Source organism: Aquimarina algiphila, assembly GCF_947494415.1.
GTDB lineage: Bacteria > Bacteroidota > Bacteroidia > Flavobacteriales > Flavobacteriaceae > Aquimarina > Aquimarina algiphila.
In genome coordinates this window covers 237,729-258,974 of the sequence record NZ_CANLVC010000007.1, presented here as the reverse complement: position 1 = coordinate 258,974, position 21,246 = coordinate 237,729, and the positions used below count along the sequence as shown (strand labels likewise).

At 34.2% G+C, this 21,246-nt stretch carries 15 protein-coding genes and 1 tRNA gene; 7 read left to right on the top strand and 9 right to left on the bottom strand.

What is annotated here, in order from left to right; genetic code table 11:
- The first annotated feature begins 151 nt into the window (after nt 1-151).
- Nucleotides 152-610, top strand: coding sequence for an SPOR domain-containing protein (locus tag PQF96_RS15875; RefSeq protein WP_271729968.1), 459 nt, complete (start codon nt 152-154; stop codon nt 608-610).
- Between the two features lie 83 nt (nt 611-693).
- Here PQF96_RS15875 and infB read toward each other — a convergent pair whose 3' ends face one another.
- From infB to rimP, 3 genes are read right to left on the bottom strand one after another with little or no spacing between them, the layout of a single operon-like run.
- A complete protein-coding gene (gene infB / locus PQF96_RS15870) occupies nt 694-3,549 on the bottom strand; it encodes a translation initiation factor IF-2 (RefSeq protein ID WP_271767330.1) in 2,856 nt (951 codons plus the stop codon).
- Between the two features lie 43 nt (nt 3,550-3,592).
- Complete coding sequence (nusA, locus tag PQF96_RS15865; protein ID WP_109435626.1) at nt 3,593-4,825, bottom strand: transcription termination factor NusA; 1,233 nt, start codon at nt 4,823-4,825, stop codon at nt 3,593-3,595.
- 15 nt (nt 4,826-4,840) lie between these two features.
- A complete protein-coding gene (rimP, locus tag PQF96_RS15860; RefSeq protein ID WP_235010934.1) occupies nt 4,841-5,341 on the bottom strand; it encodes a ribosome assembly cofactor RimP in 501 nt (166 codons plus the stop codon).
- Between the two features lie 214 nt (nt 5,342-5,555).
- Between rimP and PQF96_RS15855 the strand changes: the two genes are divergently transcribed.
- Both PQF96_RS15855 and PQF96_RS15850 read left to right on the top strand, forming a co-directional pair.
- A complete protein-coding gene (locus PQF96_RS15855; RefSeq protein ID WP_333925538.1) occupies nt 5,556-6,389 on the top strand; it encodes a universal stress protein in 834 nt (277 codons plus the stop codon).
- Nucleotides 6,390-6,929: 540 nt separating this feature from the next.
- Complete coding sequence (locus tag PQF96_RS15850; protein ID WP_271767329.1) at nt 6,930-8,438, top strand: alpha-L-fucosidase; 1,509 nt, start codon at nt 6,930-6,932, stop codon at nt 8,436-8,438.
- Between the two features lie 49 nt (nt 8,439-8,487).
- Here the strand turns inward: PQF96_RS15850 and PQF96_RS15845 are convergent, their stop codons facing one another.
- Nucleotides 8,488-9,003 (bottom strand): hypothetical protein, encoded by a 516-nt coding sequence (locus tag PQF96_RS15845; RefSeq protein ID WP_271767328.1) that lies wholly within the window; start codon nt 9,001-9,003, stop codon nt 8,488-8,490.
- Nucleotides 9,004-9,396: 393 nt separating this feature from the next.
- Nucleotides 9,397-9,469 (bottom strand) — tRNA-Gln (locus PQF96_RS15840).
- Nucleotides 9,470-9,676: 207 nt separating this feature from the next.
- Here PQF96_RS15840 and PQF96_RS15835 point away from each other — a divergent pair.
- Nucleotides 9,677-12,985 carry a glycosyltransferase family 117 protein gene (locus PQF96_RS15835; RefSeq protein ID WP_143918035.1) on the top strand — a complete coding sequence of 1,103 codons (3,309 nt, stop codon included), beginning with the start codon at nt 9,677-9,679 and terminating at the stop codon, nt 12,983-12,985.
- Between the two features lie 52 nt (nt 12,986-13,037).
- Nucleotides 13,038-13,691: a polysaccharide deacetylase family protein gene (locus PQF96_RS15830; RefSeq protein WP_271767325.1), complete on the top strand. Its 654-nt coding sequence runs from the start codon at nt 13,038-13,040 to the stop codon at nt 13,689-13,691.
- Here the strand turns inward: PQF96_RS15830 and PQF96_RS15825 are convergent.
- Both PQF96_RS15825 and PQF96_RS15820 read right to left on the bottom strand, forming a co-directional pair.
- A complete protein-coding gene (locus PQF96_RS15825; RefSeq protein ID WP_109435652.1) occupies nt 13,688-13,984 on the bottom strand; it encodes a thioredoxin family protein in 297 nt (98 codons plus the stop codon). The two genes, PQF96_RS15830 and PQF96_RS15825, sit on opposite strands and share 4 nt — an antisense overlap.
- Before the next feature lie 84 nt (nt 13,985-14,068).
- Complete coding sequence (locus tag PQF96_RS15820) at nt 14,069-15,307, bottom strand: metallophosphoesterase (RefSeq protein ID WP_143918033.1); 1,239 nt, start codon at nt 15,305-15,307, stop codon at nt 14,069-14,071.
- Nucleotides 15,308-15,722: 415 nt separating this feature from the next.
- On the opposite strand from PQF96_RS15820, the gene polA reads away from it, so the two are divergent.
- A complete protein-coding gene (gene polA / locus PQF96_RS15815; RefSeq protein ID WP_271767643.1) occupies nt 15,723-18,551 on the top strand; it encodes a DNA polymerase I in 2,829 nt (942 codons plus the stop codon).
- A 52-nt stretch (nt 18,552-18,603) separates the two neighbouring features.
- Here the strand turns inward: polA and PQF96_RS15810 are convergent, their stop codons facing one another.
- On the bottom strand, nt 18,604-19,074 hold the full coding sequence (locus PQF96_RS15810) for a lipocalin family protein (RefSeq protein ID WP_143918031.1): 471 nt from the start codon (nt 19,072-19,074) through the stop codon (nt 18,604-18,606).
- Nucleotides 19,075-19,276: 202 nt separating this feature from the next.
- Here PQF96_RS15810 and PQF96_RS15805 point away from each other — a divergent pair, with 202 nt between their 5' ends.
- Nucleotides 19,277-19,960, top strand: coding sequence for a hypothetical protein (locus PQF96_RS15805; RefSeq protein ID WP_143918030.1), 684 nt, complete (start codon nt 19,277-19,279; stop codon nt 19,958-19,960).
- Between the two features lie 58 nt (nt 19,961-20,018).
- On the opposite strand, the gene PQF96_RS15800 is transcribed toward PQF96_RS15805, so the two are convergent.
- Nucleotides 20,019-21,209, bottom strand: a complete 1,191-nt coding sequence (locus PQF96_RS15800) for a serine hydrolase domain-containing protein (RefSeq protein ID WP_271767323.1) — start codon at nt 21,207-21,209, stop codon at nt 20,019-20,021.
- Nucleotides 21,210-21,246 lie beyond the last annotated feature (37 nt).

Below are 21,246 nucleotides of genomic sequence, written 5' to 3'. Positions count from 1 at the left end.
TTTTAATTCGACGACAAAAGTACTATAATAAGTCGATTTTGGAAATGTTAGAGAAGCGTTAAGTATTAATTTATAATAATTCTAAATAATATTTTTAATCTGTTTTGAGTTATTAAACCATACCTTTGCTTCAAATTAATTTGTAATGAGAATGTTAAACACCACAAACTGTATTTTTATATTTGGTTTTTACCTTATCGCTACCAGCACTTTAACTGCTCAAGATAGCCCAAATCCTAGTTCTGAAAACTTAAATCAGAGCAATTTTGTACCTGTTAATATTTTACCACCACCAGAAGCAACCGTTACTATTAATCAAGATCCAAGAATAAAAAGATTACTTGATATAAAGTTAAAAATGGAAAAAGATGGTGATTTTAGCGACCGTTATAAGATTCAATTATACTACGGGAACCTAAATAAAGCTAATGAAATTGTAAAATCATCTAAAGAATCATTTGAAAAATGGGAATCTACTATTCAATGGGAGACTCCAAATTATAAAGTATGGCTAGGTAATTTTCGTACAAGACTCGAAGCCGACAGAGCCTTAAAAGAGGTGCATGAAAAGTTTCCAAATGCTTTTATATTCAAACCAGAGAAAAAATAAATACCACTACATACAATAACAAAACAAAAGCCCGATGTAAAAACATCGGGCTTTTGTTTTGTTCAATACTATATTTATACAACCTATAGTTTCTTCTTTACTGCTACTTCCTGGTAAGCTTCTACTATATCACCAACCTTAATATCATTGTAATTTTTAATCTGAAGACCACAATCATATCCTTTAGCAACTTCTTTTACATCATCTTTAAACCTTTTCAAGGAAGCAAATTCACCTGTATACACAACAACACTTTCTCGTATCAAACGTATTCCTGAGTTACGATAAATCTTACCTGTCAACACCATACATCCAGCAATAGTACCGACCTTAGAAATCTTAAAGGTTTCTCTAATCTCTGCTGTACCTGTAATTTCTTCTTTCATTACCGGTGACAACATTCCTTCCATTGCATCTTTAAGATCATTGATCGCATCATAGATAATAGAATATGTTCTGATATCGATTTCTTCCTTATCAGCAACCTGTCTTGCATTACCAGCAGGCCTAACATTAAATCCAATAATAATTGCATCAGAAGCTGACGCAAGTAACACATCACTTTCTGTAATTGCACCTACGGCTTTATGAATAATATTTACATGAATTTCTTCTGTCGATAATTTCTGGAACGAATCAGTAAGTGCCTCAACAGAACCGTCAACATCTCCTTTTAGAATAATATTAAGTTCTTTAAAGTCTCCTAATGCAATTCTTCGTCCAATTTCATCCAATGTTATGTGACGTTGCGTACGAACAGATTGTTCTCTATGCAACTGAGCTCGTTTTGAAGCAATATCTTTTGCCTCACGCTCATCTTCTAACACACTAAACTTATCCCCTGCCTGTGGAGCACCATCAAGTCCCAAAATAGATACTGGTGCTGATGGTCCGGCTTCTTTTACATTATTACCACGCTCATCCTGCATCGCCTTCACCTTTCCACTATTTTTTCCTGCAAGAACATAATCTCCTACACGCAATGTTCCGGTTTGTATTAATATTGTTGACACATAACCTCGTCCTTTATCCAAAAACGCTTCAACCACAGTTCCTGAGGCCAATCGATTTGGATTTGCTTTAAGTTCGAGTATCTCAGCTTCAAGAAGTACTTTTTCAAGCAACTCTTTAACTCCTAATCCAGTTTTAGCAGAAATATCATGAGACTGTATTTTACCACCCCAATCTTCTACCAATAAATTCATAGAAGCTAATTTTTCTTTTATCTTTTCTGGATTTGCTTCTGGTCGATCTACCTTATTAATTGCAAATATTATTGGAACTCCGGCAGCTTGAGCATGACTAATTGCCTCTTTGGTCTGAGGCATCACGTCATCATCCGCAGCAATTACAATAATTGCTAAATCAGTCACTTGTGCACCACGAGCACGCATCGCTGTAAATGCTTCGTGACCTGGTGTATCCAAAAACGCGATCTTTTGCCCATTTTCTAACTGAACTCCATACGCTCCAATATGCTGTGTAATTCCACCGCTTTCTCCTGCTATTACATTTTCTTTTCGAATATAATCCAGCAACGATGTTTTTCCGTGATCAACATGTCCCATCACAGTTACTATAGGAGCTCTTGCTTTTAAATCTTCTGGCGCATCTACAATCTCTTCTATAGATTCTTCTATATCTGCTGTTACAAAATCAACTTCATAACCAAATTCATCTGCAACAATAGAAAGTGTTTCAGCATCTAGACGCTGATTCATTGTAACCATTATCCCAAGAGACATACAAGCAGATATAATATCTGTAGTAGGCACACTCATCATTGTCGCAACCTCTGCAGCCGTAACAAATTCTGTAACTTTAAGAACTTTACTTTCTTGTTCTTGTTGAGCCACATCATCTTCTGCTTTTTGACGGTGTTGATCTCTTTTATCTCTACGATATTTAGCCGCTTTAGATTTATTTGATTTCCCTTGCAATTTTTCAAGAGTCTCACGAACTTGTTTTTGTACTTCTTCTTCGCTTGGCTCTTCTTTTACAACAGCTGGTTTTCTTCCTTTTGCAGGCCCTCGGTTTCCGCCACCTCGATTTCCACCTCCACGGTTTCCACCTCCTTGACCACCTGGTCTTCCTCCACCTGATCCAGGAGAACCTCCTTCTTTACTTATTCTTCGACGACGTTTCTTTGCTGCATCTCCTGCATTAGAAGTCTTTTTATCAGATTTATCATCCTTCTTTTTAGCAGGTTTTTTAAATTGAGCTAAATCAATTTTTTGACCTGTAAAATTAGGACCATCTAACTTTTTATATTGTGTTTTAACCTTTACAGGTTCTGCCGGAACTTCTGGCTGAGCATCTTCTGCTTTAACTGGTTTATCAACAGACACCGCTGGTTTAGCTTCTGCTATTTTAGCCTCTGCAGACTTAGATTCTACAGGCTTGGTTTCTGCAGGCTTTTCTTGCTTCACCTCTTTTGGTGCTTGTTTTGTGATTTTCAAACCTTTCTTTTGAGGTCTATTTGACACCATCTCTGGAGCAGCACTTTTAACCTCTTCCTTCACCTCTTCTTTCTTAGGAGCTTCAACTGCTTCAGTTTCGGGCTTTGCAGTATCTTTTTCTTTCCCTCCTTCTAATTCGATCTTACCGACTTGTTTTGGTCCACTCAATTGAGCTTTGGCTTTTACCACTTCGCGAGCTTCGGCAAGTTTTCGTTTTTCTTCTTGCTCATGCTCTATCTGCACTCGCAATGCTTCTTTCTCCTTCTTCTTTTCTTCTCCAACCTCTTTTGAAGCTACCTTTTTACTCTTATCAGTTTGAAATTCATCAAACAAGAGCTTATAGATCTCTGAAGAAATCTTGGTAGTAGGACGCGCATCTATCTCGTGACCTTTTGAATTCAAAAAGTCAACAGCCCGATCTAGCGAGATATTGAATTCGCGTAATACTTTATTTAATCTCATTGTTCCTGCTTCAGCCATAAATGCCTTTTATTTAATGCTCAAATATAATTAATTGTGACTATTAATCTTCAAATTCAGATTTTAAAATTCTAATCACTTCACCTACTGTCTCTTCTTCAAGATCAGTACGCTTTACTAAATCACTAATATCTTGTTCTAAAATACTTTTTGCCGTGTCTAACCCTATCTTAGAAAATTCTTCTATAATCCATGCGTCTATCTCATCAGAAAACTCTGTTAACTCGACATCTTCTTCAACTCCTTCTCTAAACACATCTATTTCAAAACCAGTTAATTGACCAGCTAATCTAATATTATGTCCTCCACGACCAATTGCTTTAGAAACTTCTTCTGGCCTTAACATCACTTCTGCTCGATTAGTTTCTTCGTTAATCTTAATCGAAGTTACTTTTGCCGGACTTAAAGCTCGGGTAATAAACAATTGTAAGTTATTTGTATAATTAATAACATCAATATTTTCATTCCCTAATTCTCTAACAATACCATGGATACGAGAACCTTTCATTCCCACACATGCACCAACCGGATCAATTCTATCATCATAGGAGTCTACAGCAACTTTGGCTTTTTCTCCCGGAATTCTAACTACTTTTTTAACAGAAATTAAACCATCAAAAACCTCTGGTATTTCTGATTCGAATAACTTTTCTAAAAACAATGGAGATGTTCTAGACATAACAATCGCTGGCTTATTTCCTTTAAGTTCAACCGATTCTATAACTCCTCTTACATTTTCTCCTTTTCTGAAAAAATCAGATGGAATTTGCCTATCCTTAGGCAATATAATCTCATTACCTTCATCATCCAACATTATAATAGCTCTATGTCTAATATGATGAACCTCTGCAGTATATATTTCTCCTTCTAATTCTTTAAACTGTTTATAGATATTCGTATTATCATGTTCATGAATTTTAGAGATCAAATTCTGACGAAGTGCTAATATAGACCGTCTTCCTAAATCTATCAGTTTAACTTCCTCTGACACATCTTCTCCAACTTCAAAATCTGGTTCTATTTTTCTTGCTTCAGTTATTGAAATTTCCTGGTTACCATCTTCTACCTCTCCATCTGCAACCACAATACGGTTTCTCCAAATTTCTAAATCTCCTTTATCAGGATTTATAATGATATCGAAATTGTCATCACTACCAAATTTCTTCTTTAGAGCATTTCTAAATACATCTTCTAAGATCGACATCAGCGTCACACGATCTATAAACTTATCATCCTTGAATTCTGAAAATGATTCTATTAATGCGATATTTTCCATATCAGTATATTATAATTAAAATGTTATCATAACTTTAGCCTCTACTATATTTTCATAAGCTACATTAGCCTCTTTTGTCACTGTCACTTTACCTTTACCTACTGGCTTAGGCTCTCTTGCTTTCCATGTTAAGGTAATTTCATCATCTGTTGCAGAAATCAAATCCCCTTCTAACACCTCTTCATCTGTCTTTATCTTAATTTTCCTACCAAGATTTTTCTTATACTGACGAATGTGCTGTAAACCTTCAGAAACACCAGCTGACATTACTTGAAGAGAAAAATCCTCCTCTTCTCTGTCAAGATTGTGTTCAATTGCCCGGCTTACCGCAATACAATCTTCAACCTTCACTCCATCATCTCCATCAATAATAATTTCGATACTATTATCGGGATGAATTTTACTTTCGATAAGAAATAAAGACGGATTTTCTTTAAGCGCCCCTTCTAATAATTCCTGAACCTGATCCTTTAATGACATAAATAGATAAAAAGAGGGGACTTTCCGTCCCCTCATCCTGGTTTTTTAATTTCAACGGTGCAAAGATAGTAATAATATCTTAGATTCAAAATATCGCTGAGAATGAATTTATTCGTAAATTTAAGATACTTAATTTTGGATAGTTTCATCCCCAAAGTAATAGCTGACTACTTAAGTACTATTCAATAATTACAAATACGCTTAAAATTGTAAATTAAAGATTAGTTATTCATTTCAAAAAAGTGCTGTTATGATTAAAAATATACTCGTGCCAACTGACTTTTCTACACAAGCTGAAAGTGCATTAAAAGTGGCCGCGCAAATTGCTAAGAAAAATGGTGCCAAAATCTATTTGTTACATATTCTAGACCTCCCCATACATCTTTCTGATCTTATGTCCTCTGGAGCGTCAGCGGCAGCTCCCGAAGCCATCTTCTTCATGAAACAAACGCATAAAAAATTTGAAGAAGTTATGGAACAAGAATACTTAAAAGATATTGAAGTTATAGAAACAGTTAGTTTTGAAGATGTTCTTGGAGGCATTATTGATTCCTGTGAAAAAAATAATGTGGACATCATCATCATGGGGTCACATGGCTCTTCTGGTTTTGAAGAATTATTTATTGGATCCAATGCAGAAAAAGTAGTTCGTACCTCAAAGCAACCAGTACTAGTTATCAAAGAAGATTGTGATATTTTTGATGTTAATGATTTTGTATACGCAACCAATTTTGACGATGAAGACAAACCTTCTTTATTAGCTGCCCATGAATTCGCTAAAGCAATAGGTGCAAAACTTCACTTGGTATGGGTAAATACTGCAAACGGTTTTAAAACCACTTATGAAACCGAGGAGAAAATGAACGGTATGATCTCTAATTTACCAATAGACAACTATTCTTTAAATATTTACAATGATATTACGGTAGAAAAAGGAATCCTTAATTTTGCAGGTTCTGTAAATGCAGGAATGATCGGCATTAGCACTCATGGTAGAAAAGGGATATCTCATTTTATCAACGGTAGTCTGGGTGAAGACGTAGTGAACCATGCAAAAAGACCTGTATTAACTTTTAAAATATAAATTTGTTATAACACTGAGTTTTACAACTAAAAGAATAACCATACTTCTTCAAGAAGATCAACAGAGTCACATAAAGTATTCTAAGTTTTAGAAATACCCTCTAGAACAACTATCTCTGTCTTCAAATTTTTATCAACAAGCCCCCTAATATTATTTTCAATTTTTCTTTTTTTATGTTTTCCCAAAAAAGCTTATCGACTTTACTGAATTAAGACACAAAAACAATTGAGCCATGTAATTTAACCATATCATCAAATATTTGAATGATTTGTTGTATTCAAATCTGAAATACGCATTCCTTAATTCTCTAAATTTACTCATCCCAAAACGTTATAACTAACCCCGCATAAACAATAGTAATAACATTAGATTAAAGACGATGGTTTTCTATAAACGAAAAAAATCGTGATTAGAATCAACATTCATCACAACAGATGAAATAATGCAAAATCAAATTTTGAAGTCAAAAAGCTGAAAACTCAATACATTATGAAAATTAGCTACATACAAACTTTCATGTTCATTTTGATGACACTGAATATGACAATATTTATAAATGCCCAGCACACAGAAAAATTTAAAGAAAACTGGGAATCAATAAACAAAGTAAATGCCACTCCTGATTGGTTCCAAGACGCTAAATTTGGCATCTACACACACTGGGGACCTGTATCAGAAGTATTTGCTGGAGCCGATCCGGACAAATACTACGGGGGTTGGCACGGAATGCTAATGTATCAAAATGGAAAGTTAACTAAGGGAAAGAAAACCAAACCCTCATCAAATTATATGCATCACAAAAAAAAGTATGGTGATCCAAAAAAATTCGGCTACAAACATATCATTGAACAATTTAAACCTACAGCATTTAACGCAAAAGAATGGGCTAATTTATTTGCTCTTTCTGGAGCTAGGTTTGCCGGACCAGTAGCTATGCATCATGACAATTTTGCTATGTGGGACAGTAAAGCTACTCGATGGAACTCCATGAATTATGGAGGGATCGATCCCTCTGCTGAGTTGAAAAAAGAAATCGAGGCAAGAGGTATGAAATTCATGGGATCTTTTCATCATGCTTTTACCTGGAAATTTTTTGCTCCCGCACATGCGTATGGCGGAATAAAATCTGAAGATTACGATCTATATACCGACTCTCATGAGTTAGATTCTGACATCCCTTCTGATCGTTTTTACACAGAGTGGTGGGCAAAATTGAAAGAATTTATAGATGTATATCAGCCTGATTTAATTTGGTTTGATTGGTGGTTAGAAAACATGACCGAAGAATCAAGACTTCAATTCTTAGCATATTATTACAATAAAGGATTAGAATGGAATAAAGAAGTAGCCATATGTTACAAAGAAAGCACATTTACCGAAAAAACTGCAATTAAGGACTATGAAAGAGGCCGTCCAAATCAACCAAAAAAAGCAGCATGGTTAACCGACACTTCTCCCGGACAATGGTTCTATCGCCCAAATGCAAAATTTAAAACACCTAATGAACTCATAGACATCCTAGTTGACATTGTATCAAAAAATGGAGCCATGCTATTAAACGTACCTCCAAATCCGGATGGCTCTATCCCTGAAGACATGGCTACTTTACTAAAAGACATGGGTACCTGGCTGAAAGTAAATGGAGATGCAATATATGGAACTCGACCCTGGACGATTTTTGGAGAAGGTCCAACACGCTTACCTGAAGGAGGGCATAAAGTTGAAAAAATAAAAATTGCATATACAAATACAGATATTAGATTTACTAAAAAATCCGATAAAGAGATTTACGCTATTGTCTTGGATGCTCCAAAGGATGAAATAATTATTAAATCTTTGACCACGCAAATTGGTCTGTTAAATTCTAAAATTAAAAACATCCAATTATTAGGAAGTGATGAAAAAATAAAATGGGAAAGAAATGAAAGAGGATTGGTTATTACTGTGCCAAAAAAATTACCCACTCCTTACGCTCATTCATTTAAAATAACACTTGAAGGATATACTGAAAATGATATTGGCGGTGCGGTTGATGCTCATGTAGATTAATTTTAAACGATATGCTTGGCTTTAATATTTAAAAAGTGAAATATACTTTTTATTCCTTTAGATATATTAAAGGCAAATCAGGGTAGGAACGATTATCACTAAAAATAACAGAATATATAAGCCAACCATTTTTTGGATCTTTTATAAGCTGAATAGTATTTACACCTCTAATAGTACGCTCTTTACCCTCTCGTTTAATCGTAAATTCATAAGTACTAAAACGCATAGCCACTCCCCCATACACATGAGTGATTGCATTAATTTCCTTTTCCTGAAATGAAATAATGTTATTTTTCTCGAAAGCTTTTTTATTTGCCGCTCTAAATTCTTTCTCGGTAAACATTCTTACTTTTGAGGTATCTACAGCTCCAACCATAGCTTCAGCATGATGAATCGATGTTAATTTATCCAAATCCGGGGCTCCTCCTTTATCAAACGAAATTGATTCATATAAATCTAAGATCACCTCATCAATTTCTTTTCGATCAACATCCTGATTTTGAGCAAAAGTTAATTTTGAAAGAAAAAGCATTATAATTAAGAGTGAAAAATGACTAATTTTCATAGGTTACGTTTTATTAGATTTACATTCTATTACCTCCCTTTAAACCAATACATTAAAATACATAAATAAATTACAAATTCTTAGATTTACATATATCATTTTAATTTCCTTTGATACTTGTTGGATTCTTTTTTAAAAATTTTCAGGATATCCCATCAGTTTTTACTCTTTTTTCAAAAAAGAAACTTCTATATCAACTTAAGACAAAAAAGCCTACAAAATAAATTGCTAAAAAAACAACCCTTTAAACGATTATGTTTAAAGGGTTGTTGTACCTGTTTACTTAGGAGTACCTTGGACTACGACTCAAGATAAACTACTTTACTTTGCCTAAGTAATTTTTATTTCAAAAAAAAGAAGGAATTAGATCAAAACTAATTCCTTCAATTTAAGTTGGTCTACTAGGGCTCGAACCTAGACTCTTCTGGACCAAAACCAGACGTGTTGCCAGTTACACCATAGACCAATGAGTCATTGCGGGTGCAAATTTAAAACTTTCTTTTGGCTCTGCAAACATTTTTTTAAAAAAATATTCTATTAAATTATATTTCTATTTTTAATTCAATTACAATTGATCAAAATATAAACTTCTGTTAAGCGTTTGCTAAAAAAACCAAGGTGAAAGTATTTTTATTACTAAATTCGCCACACGTTATATAACCGAATAAATCTTATGAGTACATTCAACTTTACCAAGTGGAATAAAATATCTGGATGGATAGTTTTTGCTATCGCATTATGCGTTTACGCAATGACAGTAGAACCGACCGCTAGTTTTTGGGATGCAGGAGAATATATTGCCACCGCTTCCAAATTACAAGTTGGGCATCCTCCAGGAGCGCCTCTATTTCAAATGATTGGAGCTTTTGCTTCAGTTTTTGCTTCAGACCCTACGCAAATTGCTCTAATGGTAAATATGACCTCAGCATTTGCCAGTGCCTTTACCATACTTTTTATGTTTTGGTCAATAACTATACTGCTCAAAAAAGTAATCGTAAAAGATGAAGAGTTCACACAAGGCAAAGCAATAGCGATATTAGGTAGTGCATTGGTAGGCTCATTAGCATTTACATTTACTGATAGTTTCTGGTTTAATGCTGTTGAAGCTGAAGTATATGCAATGGCCACTTGTATTTTATCTGTTCTTTTTTACCTTGGGCTATTATGGGAACGAGATATGCACACCCCAAGAGGAAATAAATGGCTTATTCTAATTTCTTTTATTGTTGGTTTATCATTTGGAGTTCACTTTATGGGACTATTATCTATCCCTGCAATTGGCTTATTGTACTACTTCAAAAATTACAAAGAAATCACCATAAAAAACTTTATCATAGCCAACATTGTTGTTGTTGCCATACTATTATTTATTTTCAAACTTTTATTACCCTCAACACTTAAGTTTTTTGGTGCAGCAGAAGTCTTTTTTGTAAATTCGATTGGACTTCCTTTTAATTCTGGAACCATCATTGCCGGACTCATCATAGCAACGGCTTTTTACTTTGCTATAAAATATACCCGCAAGAAAAATTATGTGAAATTAAATACTTTATTACTGTGCGTTGTCTTTATTCTTGTTGGATTCTCGAGCTGGATCATGTTACCCATTCGAGCAAATGCAGGAACTGTAATTAACGAGAATAACCCCAATAATGCTAGGGAACTTCTAGCCTACTATAATCTTGAGCAATACCCAGAAACACATCTTTTTTATGGTCCGCAATTTACAGAAATCTATGCTGGCTTAGACGAAATCAACCCATACGAGGATGGTAAACCTAAATACGAAAAGGATATTAAGACAGGGAAATACATTATTGTCAATGATTGGAAAAATGCAAAACAAAATCTTGACGATGCGCATAAAGCCTTTTTACCAAGAATGTGGAGCACCGAACACATTAGCAACTATATGGAATATTCTGGTCCTATTAAATTTACTATAAAACCAGAATACCAAGGGGAAGAAGAATTACTAAAAGCAGTAACAGAGTTTAAAAGAGAGTATGCTACTGGAAAATTAGACAATGATGATTACAATAAATTCTTGCAATCATTTGGGAATTATATTAATGTAGAAAAACCTTCATTCAAAGATAATCTATATTACCTGTTTGACTATCAAATGGGGTATATGTATTGGCGTTATTTTATGTGGAATTTTGTTGGAAGGCAAGATGACAATCAAGGTAAGCTAACAGATTTAGAAGGGAATTGGCTTAGTGGAATTAAATTTATCGACGAGCTTCGATTAGGATCCCAGGACAACTTACCAGGAGATGCTCTTAAAAATAAAGCTCGAAATACATATTACTTTTTACCCTTGTTATTAGGGTTAATAGGATTTGTATTCATGCTACAGCGTGACAAGAAAAAATTCTGGGTCTTACTGGTCTTTTTCTTATTTACTGGATTAGCACTAAAAATATACCTAAACGAAAGACCTTTTGAACCTAGAGAAAGGGACTATGCTTTAGTTGGATCATTTTATGTGTTTGCAATTTGGATAGGATTCGGGGTATACGCATTATTTGATTTACTCAAAAGTTATTTAAAACCAAAAATACTCGCTCCTGCCGTTACAGCAATTTGTCTATTAGCGGTACCGGTTCTTTTAGCTGCTCAGAACTGGGATGATCATGACCGCTCTAACAGATATACAGCGCAAGCTATGGCTAAGATGTACCTACAATCTTGTCAAAAAGATGCTATATTATTTACAATTGGGGATAACGATACTTTTGCACTATGGTATGCGCAAGATATTGAAGGTTATCGCACCGATGTACGGACAGTAAACACAAGTTTATTTGCAACAGATTGGTATATCGATCAGATGAAAAGGGCCGCTTACGAAGGAAAACCAATACCATCCCAACTTACCCATGAATTTTATAGGTTTGGTAACAATGATGCTATTTATTACAAACCAGTGACAAATGATACTATGCTTATCAAAAACTGGATGAGATGGATAGAAACAGATGACCCCAGAACCAAAGGAGATTTACAAAGCGGAAAAAAAGTAAATACATTTCCTACAAAACATATAAGAATCCCTGTAGATAAGGAAGCCGTTCTCAAAAATGGAATTGTAGCTCCAGAGGATGCAGATCTTATTGTTCCTTATATCGACATCCATCTAAAAGGAGATCTACTCTTCAAGAATCGTTTATTAATGTTAGACATGCTTGCTAATAATAATTGGGAAAGACCAATTTACTTTACAGGTGGAAGTTATGGAGATGATGATTTTTTATGGATGAAAGATTACCTGCAACTAGATGGTGTAACTTTTAAACTTGTACCCATACGTACCAAGGTAGATCCTCGTAACCCATTTGAAATGGGACGTATTGACACAGAATTAATGTATAAAAATGTTACTAGTTGGGATTGGGGAAATAGCAATGACCCGAATATATATCATGATCCTGAAACTAGAAAAAACGCGATTACGTATAGAAGTAATTTAGCAAGATTGGTAGAAGCATTAATTCGAGAAGACAAAAAGGACAAAGCCAAAGAAATTATAGATCTGGCAATGGACAAAATGCCTATCGAGTATTATGAATACTATACTCTTGTAGAACCCTATATTAGTGGATACTACGAGATAGGAGAAAAACAAAAAGCTCGTGATCTTTGGGAAAAATTAGCAAAAAAATACCAGGAGCAACTCACTTATTTTGGGAGCCTTGAGCTTAAAGATCAATACCGTTACGCAGAAGATATAGTAACAAATGTAGAACGTTATCGTAGTGTTGTTGATTTATTACTGATGAATCGAGACAGAGAAATGATTGAAGAAAAAGCAGATGAGTTTAATAAATACCTTGATCTATTTACAAGATTGTATTCTGAAGATGAAAAATACGATGATGATGAAGCTATCCGCAGACAAGAAGAAGAACTCATAAAGGAACTTCAAAATCAAGAAAAACCTTTAGACTCCTTAGATAGAGATAGTATATCAGACTAAATTATTAAAAGTGAGCTTTTTAAAAGGCTCACTTTTTTATTCAATATAATCGGTGCCAAAAATTCCCAACAAAACACCTCGGCTCGTCAAAAAAATTTTCCCTAAGTACATATGGGACTTTTGCCATATTAGTGAAAATAAAATCTATCTCACCTTTGATGATGGACCAATACCCGTGATTACCGAATTTGTGTTAGAACAATTGAACCGCTATAATGCTAAGGCTACTTTTTTCTGTATTGGAGACAACATAAAAAAACACCCTAAAGTTTTCAATTCTATCTTATCTCAAGGACATGCTATTGGAAATCATACTACAAATCACCTTAAAGCCTGGAAAAGTGATCATGACACATATATTCAAAACGTTATTGAATGTGAAGAAATCATAAAGAAACACAATACATCTAATCAAAATACACAAAAGTTATTTAGACCTCCTTATGGACAAATAAGTCATTCTAAATTTAAAACATTAGAAAACTTGGGCTATCAAACAATCCTTTGGGATGTCCTATCAAAAGATTGGGAATTAAGCACATCTCCTGAAGAATGTTACCAAAATGTAATAGAAAGTGTAAGACCGGGAAGTATCATCGTATTTCATGATAGCATAAAAGCATCAAAAAATCTTACAGCTACACTTCCAAAAGTACTGGAATATTTTACAAATAGAGGATTTGTTTTTGAGGCTATTGAGTTTTAAACATACTCTTTCATAAGCCCAATAAGTGTATTTGCATCCTGCTCACCACTTTGTCGCCAAACCATCTCCCCTTCTTTATAAATCATTAATGTAGGAAGCCCTTTAATACGTAAAGCTGTAGCTAATTCTTCATTCTTATCTACATCTATCTTTACAACCTTTCCTTTATCACCAAGAGCAGCAGCCACATCTTTTAACACAGGGTGCATTGCAAGAGAGGGTTCATTCCACTCTGTATAAAAGTCCAACAGAACCGGAACTTCAATACCTATTATATCTCCAAACTTTGACATGTCCAAAAACTTTAATGTTTCAAGTCTCTATATTTTATTAAAAACAGACTTATAAACAATTGTAAATATAACACTTTCTATGAATTAAGCAGGCTTAGAACCTTTTCTCAATTCAATTACCGTAATCTCAGGCCATATACCCACTCTTCCAGGAAAAGCATGAAAACCAAAACCTCTATTTACGTTAAGATAACGCCCGGTCTCGTTATACATTCCTGCCCATTGTTTATACACATATTGCACGGGACTCCATCTCACAAATCCCGGAATTTCGATTCCAAATTGAAATCCATGGGTATGACCACTTAATGTAAGATGATAATGATCAGAATGTTTCTTTACTTCATATTCCCAATGCGAAGGATCATGACTTAATAACACTTTAAAATCTTCTTTAACCACTTTTTCAGAAGCTTTATTCAAATCACCTGCTTTTTTAAAATTATGTCCCCAATTCTCTACTCCTATGACAGCAATTCGTTCTCCATCCTTCTCAACAAAAGCACTATCATTTAGTAACAGATTAAAATCGATTTTATTATGAATATCTTTTATGGCCTGAAAATTCGCATCTTTTTCTTCCTCACTATCCCAGGTAACGTATTCGCCATAATCATGATTTCCCAGAACAGAGTATTTTCCATATTGAGGTGTTTTTATGCGCTTAAACGTATCAATCCAATCATCCATTTCCTTAGCCATAGTGTTAACAATATCACCTGTAAACAAAAGAAGATCGGCATTTTGCTCATTAATCAAATCCACAGCATATTCAATTTTGGCAGGATCATCAAAACTTCCTGAATGAATATCAGAAATTTGGGTAATCCTAAATCCATCAAACGCTTTAGGAAGATCTTCAAAGTATAATACATGGCGTATTACTTTAAAGTTATATTTTCCTTTAAAAATTCCATGTAATAATCCAGCAAAAGGAATTGCCGCTACACCAAGCGCTAGCTGACTTATGAATTTTCTTCGATCAGGCAGATATTGAGTTGCTGTGCCTTCAAAAAAGGTATTTGTCAAATAATTATATCCTGCTACACAAGATCTAATAATATCTTCTCCAAATAGAAATAATACCAGAATGAGCTTCGGGACCAGGGTTAGCAACAATAAAGCACTAGCCCTTAAAGTATATTTTGTTGGCCCTACACTTCTATCATAATTTGCAAAAATGTAAATCACATATCCTAGAATACATAATGACACAACAAAATATCCTATTTGTACCCAATTATTTTTTGTAATGGTCTTAATAGCTTGATAAGAATACACTTCTATAAGCATATATATGAAAATGGGGATCAACCAACGCATAGTTTATTTTTGTATTTCAATTACCAAACAAAACTATCTCTCCTTTTTAGTTCGACACTGTTTTTTAAGTAAAAATTAACGATAAATAAATTTTTAGCACTAAAAAGCGTTAAAATCATCATCTTATCTATCATAAATCTTAATGATTTCTTTCAGAAGTAAGATTTTTATTTGTAACTTCGTTTTATAATTTCCTTTAGGGCTTAATTACAATAAAAAAAATCATATACTATATAATAAACAATTACTATCGTATTTATAGCAGTTGATACATTGTTATCAATTTTATTTTGGGGCGAAATGCCGTCAGTTTTTGACGGCATTTCTTTTTGTTTTTTTATCACATATTCTGTTTTTTGAAGGGATTTTGATTAATCTTCTTTTTATATTGCATTTCTAAAAAAATTTAACTCATATCATGTCACAAAAACGTCTTTTTCTTTTAGATGCTTTCGCTCTTATCTTTAGAGGATACTATGCACTCATTAAAAACCCCAGGATTAACTCCAAGGGTCAGGATACATCAGCTATTTTGGGATTTGTAAATTCTCTATTTGATGTTATCAAAAGAGAAAAACCAGATCATTTGGCCGTAGCTTTTGATAAGCAAGGAAGTAAAGATCGACTAGAGATTTTTCCTGAATACAAAGCAAATCGTGATGAGACACCAGAGGCAATCAGAATTGCTGTACCCATTATCCAGGAAATACTAAAAGCTATGCATATTCCAATTATAGAACGCGCAGGTGTAGAAGCTGATGATTTAATTGGGACTATTGCCAAGCAAGCAGAAAAAGAAGGATACAAAACATATATGGTAACCCCAGATAAAGATTATGCCCAATTGGTATCTGAAAATATTTTTATGTATCGTCCGGCCAGAATGGGTAACGGGATTGAAATATGGGGAATTCCAGAAGTGCAAAAAAGATTTGAAGTAGAACGTCCAGAACAAGTCATTGACTATTTGGGTATGATGGGTGATGCCGTTGACAATATTCCTGGATTACCTGGAGTTGGAGATAAAACCGCCAAAAAATTCATTGCCGAGTACGGCTCTATGGAAGGGCTATTAGCCAATACAGATAAGCTAAAGGGAAAAATGAAAGAAAAAGTAGAAGCTAATGCAGAGTTAGGTTTACTGTCTAAAAAGCTTGCTACCATAATTCTGGATTGTGATGTAACTTTTAATGCCAATGACTATGAACTCACAGAACCTGATGCTAAGAAAGTACATGAAATCTTTCAGGAATTAGAGTTTAGGAGGCTCACTGATCAGTTCATGAAAATATTTTCTGGAGAAGACACAACTGCAGCTCAGGGTGATAAACCCGCAACCACAAAGAAAAAAGGAACACAAGCTGGAGCGGGTCAGTTTTCATTATTTGGAGGGACTGAAGAATCATCGGAAGCGGCTTCTTTTTCAACCAGGAAAACAATCGCAAATACCGAGCATTTTTATCAAAGTATTGCTCCCGGGATGGCCATGAAACTATTTCTGCAAAATTTATTAAAACAGGATTATGTTTGTTTTGATACAGAAACCACAGGTCTGAATCCTCTGGTTGCAGAATTAGTTGGAATAGCATTTTCATGGGAAGCCGGAAAAGGCTTTTATATTCCATTTCCTGAAGACCGAGAAGAAGCACAAGAGTTAATCGAACAATTAAGACCCTTCTTTGAAGCAGAACATAATACAAAAATTGGTCAGAACCTCAAGTATGATATAAAAGTTCTGGCAAAATATAATATAGAAGTAAAAGGAAAACTTTTTGACACCATGCTTGCGCATTATCTTATCAATCCTGATATGAGGCATAATATGGATGTGCTTTCTGAAACCTACCTTAATTACACTCCGGTTTCGATAACCGAATTAATAGGTAAAAAAGGTAAAAACCAATTATCATTCAGACAAGTACCTATTGACAAACAGACTGAATACGCTGTTGAAGATGCAGATATAACTTTTCAACTTAAAGAACACTTTGCTCCTGAACTTACAGAAGCTAAAACAGTTTCTTTATTTGAAGATATTGAGATTCCATTACTTAGAGTACTGGCAGATATGGAAATCGAGGGAATAAATCTTGACAAAGGTTTCTTACAATCTCTTTCTGAAGAATTAGACAATGACATTAAGCAATTAGAAGAGAAGATTTATACTGAAGCTGGAGAAGAATTTAATATTGCTTCCCCGAAACAACTAGGTGTTATTTTATTTGAGAAAATGAAATTGGTAGACAAACCTAAAAAGACGAAAACCGGGCAATATTCTACGGCAGAGGATGTATTATCATATTTAGCAAAGGATCATGAGATTATTCAGAATATATTGGATTTTCGTGGTTTATCTAAACTAAAAAGCACCTATGTCGATGCACTACCAACACAGGTTAATGAAAATTCTGGTCATGTTCACACCGACTATATGCAAACTGTAGCTGCAACTGGGCGACTAAGTTCTAACAACCCTAATTTACAGAACATCCCAATTCGTACTGAAAGAGGAAGACAGGTGAGAAAGGCTTTTATTCCACGTAGTGAAAACTATACATTACTAGCCGCCGATTATTCTCAAATAGAATTACGGATTATTGCCGCATTAAGTGAGGAGGAAACTATGATAGAAGCATTTAAAAATGGAGAAGATATCCACGCTTCTACTGCTGCAAAAGTATTTAATGTTTCTCTTGAAGAGGTTACCAGAGAACAGCGTAGCAATGCCAAGACCGTGAATTTTGGTATTATTTATGGGGTTTCGGCTTTTGGATTAAGTAACCAAACCAGCCTTTCCCGAAGCGAAGCCAAAGAACTGATAGAAACCTATTATAAAACATATCCCAAACTACGTAACTACATGAGCGAGCAGGTTGATTTTGCAAGAGAAAATGGTTATGTACAAACGGTTTTAGGAAGACGTAGATACCTCAAAGACATTAACTCTGCGAATGCTATCGTACGAGGTGCTGCAGAACGAAATGCAGTAAATGCGCCTATCCAGGGTAGTGCTGCTGATATCATTAAAATCGCAATGATCAACATTCATAAAAAACTAAAGGAAGGAGACTATAAAACCAAAATGTTACTTCAGGTACATGATGAATTGGTATTTGATGTTTTTAAACCAGAATTAGACACCATCAAAGAACTCATCCAAACAGAAATGGAAAACGCCTATACTTTAGCTGTCCCATTAGATGTAGATCTTGGACTAGGAGACAACTGGTTAGAGGCTCATTAAAAATAAAAAGCCCTATGCTCTGGCATAGGGTTTTTTATTTTAAAATCTTATTTTATTGTTTTTGGTAAACAAATTCTACTTTTTTTGTTAGATCTCCATCAAAAAAAGTCCAATCATAAGAGACTTTTAGCTGATCTCCAACAATTTGAAAAGTTTCTTCCTTTTGATCTTTATCCTTTAACACCAATTGTTTTTCTGATAACTCATAGGTTCCGTTATAATCATTACTTTGACATGAAGTAGAAACTTCAAGGCCCCTATCCAAATGACCAAACTTTTGAGTTACGTTATAAAAATCTGTTGGACTTTCTAAAACGATTTGGGTATTCTGATAACAATCTGTTTCTAGCATTTCGTTTCTATTTGCTTTTCCATCTCCATTGACGTCTTGTGGAGTCTCTACATTGACTTCAATCAACTTATATGTTATACCCTTAAAATCCGTAGCACTGTTATCGTCGTCATTTGAGCACGATACAAATACCAACCCTAAAGCCAAAATGTGTAAAAATGATTTTTTCATGTGTTTTAATAATTTATGGTTATGCGAAGAAGAAACAACTACCATACCATTATAAAAATCATAATCAATTTTAACAAGTCAGCAGTAAATGAAATCATATAAATAAGTAGCGCCACGTATTTCATCACCTCATAAGACCTTCTACATTTGCACTCTTAATTTTTTAGTCAGAATTGCAATAAATTACTTAAAACAAAAAAGAATGAAAAAAATGTACTTAAAAACTATCTTAATTTGCTGCTTAGGGATCTTCCTTTCTAATTGTGAAGGAGAAGATGGAATGAATGGACTAAATGGAGCAAATGGAATAGACGGTGTGAATGGAGAAAATGGGCAGAATGGAGTTGGTTTTGATGAACTTACTCAATTTGGTAGTATTACTCTTTCTTTTGAAGGAACGCGACCTGATGATGTAACTTTTACAGATACTGTAGCATTTAAATTTACAGCTATCGAAGGTGATCAACTTGATGAGAATTCTTCGGTAACTATTCAGGATTCAGAAATCAATTTCGAATTGATTCGATTTTTAAGCACTCCAGATGACTCATACCAGGAAACTTTAGCAGCCATTGATTTGGATATCACCAACCCAGGACAAGACGATCAAACGATATCGTTCGATTTAGAAGTTGATGATTATGCTATCATTTCAAATGACAATAAATATTTTGTAATCGATGATGGTGAATTTAGCAATACCGATATGGGTGTGTCTAATTTTAGCATTACCAACTATAGTTTTAATGAAGAAACAAATAACCTGGTATTCTCTTTCTCTATGGATATCGCTTCAGACAGTAATGAAACAGGAAACAACCTTTCTATTTCTGGAGAAGTTGATGTTATTGTCTTAGAAGAAGTTCCAGCTGTAAGCACTCGATAACGGATAAAAACATATCACTTAAATATCCTTTAACCCTGTTGGATCAACCTGCAGGGTTTTACTTTTTTACATCCAGATAAAAATCATAATAATTAAGAAAAGTCGGTATTACCGGCCCATTAAAAGAATTAGGAGCATTAAAAAGCACACACATAGCAATATCATTATCAGGATCAACAAGCAGTTGTGTTTTATATTGATTTACATTCCCTCCATGATAGATGATTCTTCTACCTCGATAATCCAAAACACGCCAACCCTTTGCATAGTATGAATCTGTTACTCCATCCCATAAATTAACGTAAGTATCTTCATTACTTGTACATATAACAGGATTAAAAATATCACTAAGACTTTCCTTCGAAATAATATCAGGACGATATCCAAGCAGAACTTTTAGATATTCTCCCATATCAGAAATTGATGCATTCACACCACCGGCTGCAGCTACATTATAATAGTTTTTATGAAGTTTATCTAATCTGTATTTTTTTGAATAATGATTGTACGAATGTGGTAGCGCTACATTATCAGTGTTTTTTATAGCAGTATATGTACTTGAAGCACTATACATTCCTGCCGGATCAAAAATCCGTTCTTTAAGTAATGTTTCAAAAGATTTTTTTGAGCCATTTTCCATAATTTTTTCGATCACAGAAAATATTGCATTTTGATAGCCATACTCTACTCCTTCTCTAGCCACAACTCCTTTTCTTCTAAAACTTCTAATGATTTGATCCAAAGATAAACCTTGTTGTATTAGCCTTGTATACGTATAAGGATACAATCCTGTAGTCTGAGATAGCAAATGATTCACTTTAAGTCTATCTGCCTGTTGTCTATCCTTAAGATCAAATGATTGTAAAGACTCTTTTACATTCTGATTCCATTGTAGTTCTCCGTGATCAACCATATTTCCTGCAAGAACTGCAGTTACACCTTTAGACAAACTTGCAATCCTAAAAACAGATTCAACGTCTACAGAATCCTGTGTGTGAATTTCTTTTACTCCAAACCCTCTTTTATAAATAATTGTTGAGTCTTTTACAATCACCACTGCCGCACCAGGGCATTCAGAAACATTAAAATTAGTAGCAAAAAACTTTTCATAATGTTCTAAAAATAAGGCTAAAGATTCTTGTTCTGAAACCTCAGGTTTTTCTTCAATTATTTTCACTTCTTTCTCCACTTTTGAAGTGTTACAAGACACTAAAAAAACAGCAATACATACAGCATAAAGGTATTTCATATAGTCATATTCTAATAATGCTGCAAAATAAAGGTAA

Coding starts and splice junctions, on each gene's coding strand:
- PQF96_RS15875 (WP_271729968.1), top strand. CDS start 152: ATGTTAAACACCACAAACTGTATTTTTATATTTGGTTTTTACCTTATC.
- infB (WP_271767330.1), bottom strand. CDS start 3,549: ATGGCTGAAGCAGGAACAATGAGATTAAATAAAGTATTACGCGAATTC.
- nusA (WP_109435626.1), bottom strand. CDS start 4,825: ATGGAAAATATCGCATTAATAGAATCATTTTCAGAATTCAAGGATGAT.
- rimP (WP_235010934.1), bottom strand. CDS start 5,341: ATGAGGGGACGGAAAGTCCCCTCTTTTTATCTATTTATGTCATTAAAG.
- PQF96_RS15855 (WP_333925538.1), top strand. CDS start 5,556: ATGATTAAAAATATACTCGTGCCAACTGACTTTTCTACACAAGCTGAA.
- PQF96_RS15850 (WP_271767329.1), top strand. CDS start 6,930: ATGACAATATTTATAAATGCCCAGCACACAGAAAAATTTAAAGAAAAC.
- PQF96_RS15845 (WP_271767328.1), bottom strand. CDS start 9,003: ATGAAAATTAGTCATTTTTCACTCTTAATTATAATGCTTTTTCTTTCA.
- PQF96_RS15835 (WP_143918035.1), top strand. CDS start 9,677: ATGAGTACATTCAACTTTACCAAGTGGAATAAAATATCTGGATGGATA.
- PQF96_RS15825 (WP_109435652.1), bottom strand. CDS start 13,984: ATGTCAAAGTTTGGAGATATAATAGGTATTGAAGTTCCGGTTCTGTTG.
- PQF96_RS15820 (WP_143918033.1), bottom strand. CDS start 15,307: ATGCGTTGGTTGATCCCCATTTTCATATATATGCTTATAGAAGTGTAT.
- PQF96_RS15810 (WP_143918031.1), bottom strand. CDS start 19,074: ATGAAAAAATCATTTTTACACATTTTGGCTTTAGGGTTGGTATTTGTA.
- PQF96_RS15805 (WP_143918030.1), top strand. CDS start 19,277: ATGAAAAAAATGTACTTAAAAACTATCTTAATTTGCTGCTTAGGGATC.
- PQF96_RS15800 (WP_271767323.1), bottom strand. CDS start 21,209: ATGAAATACCTTTATGCTGTATGTATTGCTGTTTTTTTAGTGTCTTGT.